This window comes from Gangjinia marincola, assembly GCF_039523415.1.
Classification (GTDB): Bacteria; Bacteroidota; Bacteroidia; order Flavobacteriales; family Flavobacteriaceae; genus Gangjinia; species Gangjinia marincola.
On the sequence record NZ_BAAAFG010000016.1, the window covers coordinates 465,970 to 473,907 of the forward strand.

Annotated in this window: 10 protein-coding genes; all 10 read left to right on the forward strand. The window is 35.8% G+C overall.

Annotated elements, in window-relative coordinates; genetic code table 11:
• The first annotated feature begins 10 nt into the window (after positions 1-10).
• Positions 11-934 (forward strand): hypothetical protein, encoded by a 924-nt coding sequence (locus ABD000_RS13070; RefSeq protein ID WP_343768399.1) that lies wholly within the window; start codon positions 11-13, stop codon positions 932-934.
• Positions 931-1,806 (forward strand): TssN family type VI secretion system protein, encoded by an 876-nt coding sequence (locus ABD000_RS13075; protein WP_343768401.1) that lies wholly within the window; start codon positions 931-933, stop codon positions 1,804-1,806. Before ABD000_RS13070 ends, ABD000_RS13075 begins: the two co-directional genes overlap by 4 nt.
• A 162-nt stretch (positions 1,807-1,968) precedes the next feature.
• Positions 1,969-2,355, forward strand: coding sequence for a type VI secretion system tube protein TssD (gene tssD / locus ABD000_RS13080; protein ID WP_343768405.1), 387 nt, complete (start codon positions 1,969-1,971; stop codon positions 2,353-2,355).
• Between the two features lie 277 nt (positions 2,356-2,632).
• On the forward strand, positions 2,633-3,019 hold the full coding sequence (gene tssD / locus ABD000_RS13085) for a type VI secretion system tube protein TssD (RefSeq protein WP_343768408.1): 387 nt from the start codon (positions 2,633-2,635) through the stop codon (positions 3,017-3,019).
• A gap of 138 nt (positions 3,020-3,157) precedes the next feature.
• Positions 3,158-3,553: a type VI secretion system tube protein TssD gene (gene tssD / locus ABD000_RS13090; protein ID WP_343768411.1), complete on the forward strand. Its 396-nt coding sequence runs from the start codon at positions 3,158-3,160 to the stop codon at positions 3,551-3,553.
• 35 nt (positions 3,554-3,588) lie between these two features.
• Positions 3,589-4,668 (forward strand): hypothetical protein, encoded by a 1,080-nt coding sequence (locus tag ABD000_RS13095; protein ID WP_343768414.1) that lies wholly within the window; start codon positions 3,589-3,591, stop codon positions 4,666-4,668.
• Positions 4,668-5,084, forward strand: a complete 417-nt coding sequence (locus tag ABD000_RS13100; protein ID WP_343768417.1) for a hypothetical protein — start codon at positions 4,668-4,670, stop codon at positions 5,082-5,084. Before ABD000_RS13095 ends, ABD000_RS13100 begins: the two co-directional genes overlap by 1 nt.
• An 8-nt stretch (positions 5,085-5,092) precedes the next feature.
• Positions 5,093-6,094 (forward strand): hypothetical protein, encoded by a 1,002-nt coding sequence (locus tag ABD000_RS13105; RefSeq protein ID WP_343768420.1) that lies wholly within the window; start codon positions 5,093-5,095, stop codon positions 6,092-6,094.
• A gap of 118 nt (positions 6,095-6,212) precedes the next feature.
• Positions 6,213-6,965 carry a hypothetical protein gene (locus ABD000_RS13110; protein WP_343768423.1) on the forward strand — a complete coding sequence of 251 codons (753 nt, stop codon included), beginning with the start codon at positions 6,213-6,215 and terminating at the stop codon, positions 6,963-6,965.
• Positions 6,966-7,130: 165 nt separating this feature from the next.
• On the forward strand, positions 7,131-7,938 hold an 808-nt coding region (locus ABD000_RS13115), incomplete at its 3' end, for a contractile injection system protein, VgrG/Pvc8 family (protein ID WP_343768426.1).

Below are 7,938 nucleotides of genomic sequence, written 5' to 3' on the forward strand. Positions count from 1 at the left end.
ACCATACTGAATGAGCGAAGAGAAGATAGAACAGATTCTTAACGAACTGCGCACCTCGTATCAAAACTACAAAGCCGAAGTTTATGCATTGGAGGTGTTGCAGAATAGTGATCTGTCGCTCTCTCAATTAGACATCTATTTTAAAAGCATCTTTTCGCGCTCCTATCGCAGGGATGTGATTGATTTTTCCTTAGACCGAAGTTTAAAAACGACCTCCCGTATTCAGATTAATGTAGCGAGAAATGGATTGTATGACACCTTGCCCGAAGGCTTGTTTCATCGCCCTATTGACTACAAAAACAATATCCCTTATAACAAAGCACGACAAGAGCAAAAAAGAAAAGAAGAAGAAGCCAGAACATTTTTTAGTCCGTTAGACAACGAATTTTTCATTCAGTCGCTCACTATTGAAAAAAACGAACGTGAACTCATTGATCGCTTTACCAATCTAAAAAACGAATTCCTCAATAGATTTTGGAACATTGGAGATGAAATTCCAGATCAATACAAATCGACATTTCTGCGATTACTCCCCTACGCACATCAAATTGCCGGCAATCTAACCTTGACTAAACTGGCGTTAGAAAATATCCTTCACGAAGAGGTTATCATCAAAAAAAGCTATCAAAACAAAGGAGATAATGCTATTGACCAAAAAACTGATCAGGCGTTGGGAATAGACTTCACCTTACATGTTGAAGAACCTCAAGTTCACTACCCTTCACTAGAGATTACCGTTAATCAGATTAGCAAAAATGATGTTCGGGATTATGTCTCAAAAGGAAAAACAGAGCAATTTATTAGTATCTTTTGCGATTATTTTATTCCTTTGGAATATGATGTAACAGTAAATGTTACTGTACGTCATGAAGCTCAAGGACTCACTTTAGACCCTAAAAACGCCCCCAGAATAGGCTTTACCACTACACTATGACAAACATAATTATCCTTATAGCGGCAATAGGCCTGGGATTTTTGAAAGTTGGCATTATTTTTTTGATGGTTGGGGCCTTGCTTATGGGCTTCGTTTCAAGTTTAAAAAAGCTTTTTACTAAAAATAAAAAGAAGTTTTTTCTATACGTATTAGTAGCCCTGCTTGTCTTTGCGGGGATAGGTTTGTTAAGCAATGAAAAAGTCCTTAACGATATCCCTTTTAATAGCTTTATAGGATTCCAAACCTTATTCCTGATCATGGGAATTCTACACGTCATAGCACTAAGGTACTATTTTCCTGATCTTTCTGAGAAAATCACCAACTTTTGGGGAGAATTCTTGTACACGCTGGTCATTGGATGTTTTGGTTTGATTGCATTTATGGCAGTAGTCAATATTTTTAAACCTGCCTACACGTACATTTTTCTAAGTTCTGCCATGTGGTTCATCACTCCGTTAATGGTTGTAAAACTATATGAATTTACAATCGCTGTACCCAAACCTATTTATAAAAAATGGTTTTATCCTATAGATAAAAATATCAAAGACCCTACCGATGAAGAGCTGGTTAATCCACTGGTCATATCGTTCGAATTTAATAAGACCGAAGGAAACGATACCATTAGCAATTTTAGATTAAAAGCTCCTGAAAAAATGGAATTTGGTAAACTGTTCTACTTTTTTATCAATGATTATAATGACCGCCATCCTGAAGGTGAAATAAAGTTTTTGGATAAAACAAATACTCCGTATGGCTGGGTGTTCTACACAAAACCAAAATGGTATCAATTACAACGCCATATTGACTACACGCGTACAGTCGATGGAAATAACATCAAAGAAGATGATATTATCATTTGTGAAAGGGCGTAAGTAAGATGTCCCTACATATTTTAGTTATCCCCCATTCTTACTGGGATTAACGCTAATCTGCTGAAATTCTTTGTGTTAAATGTATTAGCTTTGACCATTTGCTTTAGTATTTAGCGTACTTTTAAAGTATTATTATCATTATTAATCTTTAATTTATTAATTATGTCATTTAAAGCAAAATTAAAAGTAGGTGGAAAAGAGTACAATGTACTGGGCTGTAATTACGGTCTTCACCAAGAGACTGATGCAACAGGTCGTCCATCGTCTATCACCCGTGGTGGTATGATTACCTTAGAGGTTGAATCAACAGCCGACACGGGATTATCAGATTGGATGTTCAACAACTTTGAATTGAGAAGCGGCTCTGTCGTATTCTTAAAAAGAGATACTGAAGCTACGGCAAAAGAACTTAATTTCAACGATGCCTATGCAGTTAAATATGTAGAGAACTTTGATTCTACAGGTAGAAATCCAATGACAGAAAAAATTACCATTTCGGCCAGAGAAATTTCTATCGGTAATGGATCTCATATGAATGATTGGGTATAGTCATCATCCAATAAGAATATAGTGCAAAGAGGAGCTGGTCTCCTCTTTTTTTGTGCCCTGTAGGTTAACCTCATCAGGATTAAAAGCCTTATAATCCCGATAAAATACAATTTCATCATTACGTTATCCTAAGATGATTTTTTCATTAAGCTATCGCTAAAAGACTGATCTTCATATGTTAAAATCAAGGAATTTGTGCTTTCCCAAAAAAAAATTCCTACATTTATACTATTATAATTATTATATCATTATTTATTAATCATTTAATTTATTTATTATGTCTTTTAAAGCAAAATTAAAAGTAGGTGGTAAAGAGTACAATGTACTGGGCTGTAATTATGGTCTTCACCAGGAAACAGACGCTACGGGTCGTCCATCATCCATCACTCGTGGTGGTATGATTACCTTAGAGGTTGAATCTACTTCAGATACGAGTTTATCTGATTGGATGTTTAACAACTTTGAGTTGAGAAGTGGTTCAATTGTATTCTTAAAAAGAGATACTGAAGCTACTTCTAAAGAACTTAATTTCAACGATGCGTATGCAGTCAAATACATAGAGAACTTTGATTCAACAGGAGAAAATCCAATGACTGAAAAGATCACGATTTCAGCCAGAGAAATTTCCATTGGTAATGGTTCTCACGTGAACGATTGGGTCTAAGCATCTGATTATATGATTATAAAAGGGAGTGGTTCACACTCCCTTTTTTTGCCTTATTACTATAAACACGGCAGGTTCAATGCTATTTTTTTGAAACTGCTCATCAACAACTCATTATCAATTTAATCCAGCATCATTATGTCATTTTTAGCAAAATTAAATCTTGACGGAGAAGAACTCAATATTCTTGATTGTTCTTTCACTTTTCGACAAGATGTTGATCATACCGGAAGACCAAGCGCTAAGCCAAAGGGAGGGCAAATACGATTGCTCATTGAAGCAACCGCAAAAACAGATTTTTTAGAGTGGATGATCTCAGCATCTGCTACTAAAAAAGGTGAAATTACATTTTATCGCAGAGACAACATGTCAAGCTTAAAAAAGGTCACGTTTAATGAAGCGTATTGCATTGAATACACAGAGCATTTCAATGCCAGCAATAAAGATCCACTTCAAATTCATTTTGTGCTTTCAGCAAAAGAAATCAAGGTAAAAGGAACGACCTTTAATAACAATTGGCCGCTTAAAGCCTAGCTGATCATAGTGAACATTTAAATTTCATAAAAACTATGGTACAGCAAAAGTTAGAAAAACTGCAACGATTTTTGCAAGGAACTGCAGATACTGCATGGACATTTTCTATGCAAACTTCTCTCCACGATCCTAATCCAACGCCATTTGGAGAACATTTTGAATTTTTGCTCCAGTCAAATGATGCAGAGTTATCTGTTCTATTACAAGAAGTGGCGCAGGCCCAACTCCATGAACAGCAGTCAAATCCTGAGCCACCAGATTTCCATCAATATATTCGTTACTCCAGCAATTTTTTAGATCATAAAGAAATTTTTGTTGGCAATGAATGGGTCCTCGTACCGGCAGATGCCTGTGTAGATTTCTTTCCTACGACTATGGGGAGCGGCGTAAATGCGCAAAGTGGATTTAGAGTGGAGATTTCTCACGGGAATGATTATGTCACTTTTGAATCGACTGAATCCTTAAAACAATATCAGGAAAATGAATTGCTGTTAAATGATCAACAAATAACCGTTGAATTACAAGACACCTATGTAAGTAAAGAAGAGTTTGACTGGATGCGTGCAGCGGTAGGAGCATATCAATTTGGAAAAAAAAATGTTAACGGCTTAGGGGATGTTGTTTCTTTATACGATAATATTCCTAAAGAATTTAAGCGAACCTATGCATATAAAATTTCTAAGGCCGCAAAAAAATTAGGCAAACCTGCAAAAGCCGGTAAGATTTTTCATGGAGCTGAGAAGCTAGCTAAAAAAGGAAGTAAAATTGCCAAAGTAGGTCCATATTTAACAGCCGGAACAATAGGCTATGAGGTGCTCACAGATACTTGGGATGCCCATACGGTTGTGGATGGCACCCTTCTAGTGGTTGGTATTGCCGCAGCTTCTGTAGGTGCTCCTGTAGTTATTGTTGGAATTGCTATATATGGGATTTTAGACTATGCTTTCGATATTAGCGAAGGTATTGACGAGACCTTTGGCAGAAATAGTGGTTTTTGGGATAAAAAACCTTTGCGCTCTTTCCCAACGAATACTACTCCATTATTTAATGAAATTAAAATTGACAATACGGCAGTAAAAAAACCGTTTAGGATACCACCGCAATTTAAAAATTGATGTTTAAATTTTTATTTAAAAGATTGTTAGCCGCTAACTACTCCGCGGCAAGATGGTTAGTCAATAAAAAAATGCCCGAACGAATCATTCCCTCGACCTTGCATTTTGTTTCCGCACCATTAACATTCATTGCTGCTGGTATATATTTTGCTCTGATAGGTTCAATTAACTATCAATTTGAAAGTTACATTCCTATACTAATAGGCTTAGGAATAGTTATGTTAGGGCTTGGATATATCATAGAAAAAAAAGCAAAAAAAATGCTTTTTGATTTTAATATTCAAGAAGAATATGAAATGCTGGATAAATCTGAGCGCAATAAAAGAAATTTACTTGCCTTTCTGTTTTTCTGGGGGTGTTTTGCACTTTTCTTTTATCTGAGTATTACGTACGCCCAAGGATATTTAGTACATTAATTTTAATTGTGAGTAAATTAAAAGAGTTACTATCAGATAGCTTTCAAAGATTTCTTTTCTTATTGAGCCTTTCGCTTATAGTCTTATTTGTTTATATTTTATATCGTGTTTACCAGAACGAGGGAAATTTACTATCAATCACCATATTCCCACTCTTATTAGGTGTGATTTATGAGAATAGAAGGTTAGGAGTAGAATGGAATACGCTGATTTTAAAATCCATAGGGGCTTTAATACTTAGTTTTGTAGCATTTATTCCCGGAAAACGATCTGGAGAATATATATTCGATGAGCGCGTCGAAATCTGGCCGTATTATTTCATAGTGATTTTTGCAATTATTTCATTTATCAGGCTAAAGGATAAAGTAGTCCCAAATTTGACAGAAGGTATAACACTAATTCAATCCTTTTGCATTCTATATTGGTTGATTGAAGTCAAAGTAATGGAAATCAATAATACCATAGTGTATATTTTGGCTGGCACAGGTATTTTATTTTCAATACTCTCTTTTATACATGCATTTACCTATATAAGCTTAAGCCGCACATCCAGACTTACTTTAAGTATTTGGAGTTCTGTTATTATGTTCTTCTTTGCTGCAGATTATATGATTTACCTATACCTCACAGATGTTATCTATAAAAATGAAATGAACATAATAATAAGTTTGCTTCAGTATTTTTTACTTGGCACTTCATTGATCTATTTCATTCAAAACATATCGATGTTTCTTGTATATCTCCCAAGTAAACATTTCTACTACACCAAACAAGATAAAACAGATATTAAAGAAATGCACAATAGGCATATTAAGCGTTATTCCAAAAAACAAGTAAAAGTTCATGAGTCATTTATAATTCTATTAATCTGTAGTTTTCTGTTTTACTTAAACCTGGCGAATGACTATCTTTCAAGGCACAGCATGATTTGGATTATATTTATAATCATACCAATCATTCTCAGGTTTAAACGCTATTTAATGCAATATTTTTATACTATTCGACACTAATAGTTTGTGCAGTATGGTTATGCTTTAACAGTAATTTCTTTTTTCTATTAATCTTGAAGAAATAATGCTTAAAACATATCATTATTATTTATCCTAGCAATATAATTTTACTTAAGCGATGAAAAATCTGAGTTTCTTTCTAATCCTGCTGGCATTTCTCTACTGTAATGCTCAACATGAAACGGGAAATCTCATCAGGCAGGAACAAAAACTTGTTGAGATATATCAAAAATTTAGTGATCACCGACATGATTACGGGGAAAATGCAAGAGATACTATTTTAACTAGATTTAAGGCGCAATTATTGAATACACTTAAAACATCTTCTTACTCCGGGTATCCCTTTGACTCCCTCTCTACCATGATGAATGTAATTCAATCTAATGATCAAAACCTTACGATCATTTCCTGGGATGAATTGAATGGAGGTACCTGGCATACGTTTAACAGCGTTTATCAGTATGCCAACAGAGATTTGATTCAGTCAGATTTTCTAACACATGAAAAAGAACCCGATGAAGACCTCGATTTTTTAGATGTGACTTACTACGATATTCGCGAACCAATTCCCGGAAACTATTTGATAAAAGGATATGGCACTCATGGTCATGGACATGAATTCTTTACGCTTAGATTATTATCTTTTAATAATAATACATTGGTCGATTGTCGTAATTGCCTTAACGGAAAAGATAAACTAGTCATTTACAAAGCCAGATCTAAAGAAGATCCCATAGAAATAGATACGATCAACAATCAAATTATGTATCGTGAGTATAAAGAGGATCTTGAAAGTGGCTTTATGATCCCTACCGGAAAAACCCGTACACTTCATTATAAAAATGGTGCCTATCTACCTTTGAAAAATTGAGGTATCTGTTTATTCTTATACATCGGTATTTATTTCAAAAATTTAACACTCCCGTAAATATGAAGGCGTTTTTGAATTAGAATACTTTGTATATTTATAAGATTCTAAAACATTGAATTTCAAGGTTTAATTTTAATAAAATTAAACTCTCTTAAAATATACTTTATGGCACTACAATCCAACACCCGTGTATTTATTGGTGGTAATCCCATCCATGCCTTTAAGCGACTAATGCTTCGGCAGGATTTAGATGCGCATCACTACCTTGAACTGGTCTGCCGTATGGATGTACTTGAAAAAGCCTCTGCAGAACTCGCCGAGGAAAGCCGAAACTTCCTGGGAGAACTTCTTACCGTGAAGGTTGAATCCCTCACCGACTTTCAAGACTACAAAACCCTGGAGTTTAAAGGAGTCGTCACTGCCGTCAACAACACCAAAGGGTTTCATGCCCATCAGGGAGATTTGGTTACCATCAAAGCACAGAGCTGTAGTATCCTGGCAGATGATGGACCACACTATGCTTCTTTTAACGATGTAGGATTAGAAGATATTCTCCACCAAACCTTCCAGGGGTACGACCAGGGAAAGCTGGAGCTAAGCCTTCAGCCTGTCTACAGCGAAGCGCTGCATTACAGCGTACAACAGCATGAAAGCGCTTATCAATATGCCAGCAGACTGGCCGCTCAATACAGCGAATGGTTTTACTACGATGGCAAGACCCTGCACTTTGGTCTGCCGCAAGCCGGTGAAGAAGTCACCCTCACCTACGGGCATGACCTGCAGGAGTTCTCGCTTAATCTCAATCCGGTACCTAACGCCTTTAGCTACTTTACCAATGATTACCTTACTGATGGGCAGCATGAAGCCAGCACGACTTCAGTCAACTCAGGATTAAACGGCTATGTAGGTTTCGCAGCCAACAAAAGCAATGAGATCTATGCTAAAGAAACAGCAGTCTACCTCAATGCCTACA

What these genes read in the sequence shown, in the direction of transcription:
- tssD (WP_343768405.1), top strand. Translation starts at nt 1,969, where the DNA reads ATGTCATTTAAAGCAAAATTAAAAGTAGGTGGAAAAGAGTACAATGTA.
- ABD000_RS13095 (WP_343768414.1), top strand. Translation starts at nt 3,589, where the DNA reads ATGGTACAGCAAAAGTTAGAAAAACTGCAACGATTTTTGCAAGGAACT.
- ABD000_RS13070 (WP_343768399.1), top strand. Translation starts at nt 11, where the DNA reads ATGAGCGAAGAGAAGATAGAACAGATTCTTAACGAACTGCGCACCTCG.
- ABD000_RS13100 (WP_343768417.1), top strand. Translation starts at nt 4,668, where the DNA reads ATGTTTAAATTTTTATTTAAAAGATTGTTAGCCGCTAACTACTCCGCG.
- ABD000_RS13075 (WP_343768401.1), top strand. Translation starts at nt 931, where the DNA reads ATGACAAACATAATTATCCTTATAGCGGCAATAGGCCTGGGATTTTTG.
- ABD000_RS13110 (WP_343768423.1), top strand. Translation starts at nt 6,213, where the DNA reads ATGAAAAATCTGAGTTTCTTTCTAATCCTGCTGGCATTTCTCTACTGT.
- tssD (WP_343768411.1), top strand. Translation starts at nt 3,158, where the DNA reads ATGTCATTTTTAGCAAAATTAAATCTTGACGGAGAAGAACTCAATATT.
- tssD (WP_343768408.1), top strand. Translation starts at nt 2,633, where the DNA reads ATGTCTTTTAAAGCAAAATTAAAAGTAGGTGGTAAAGAGTACAATGTA.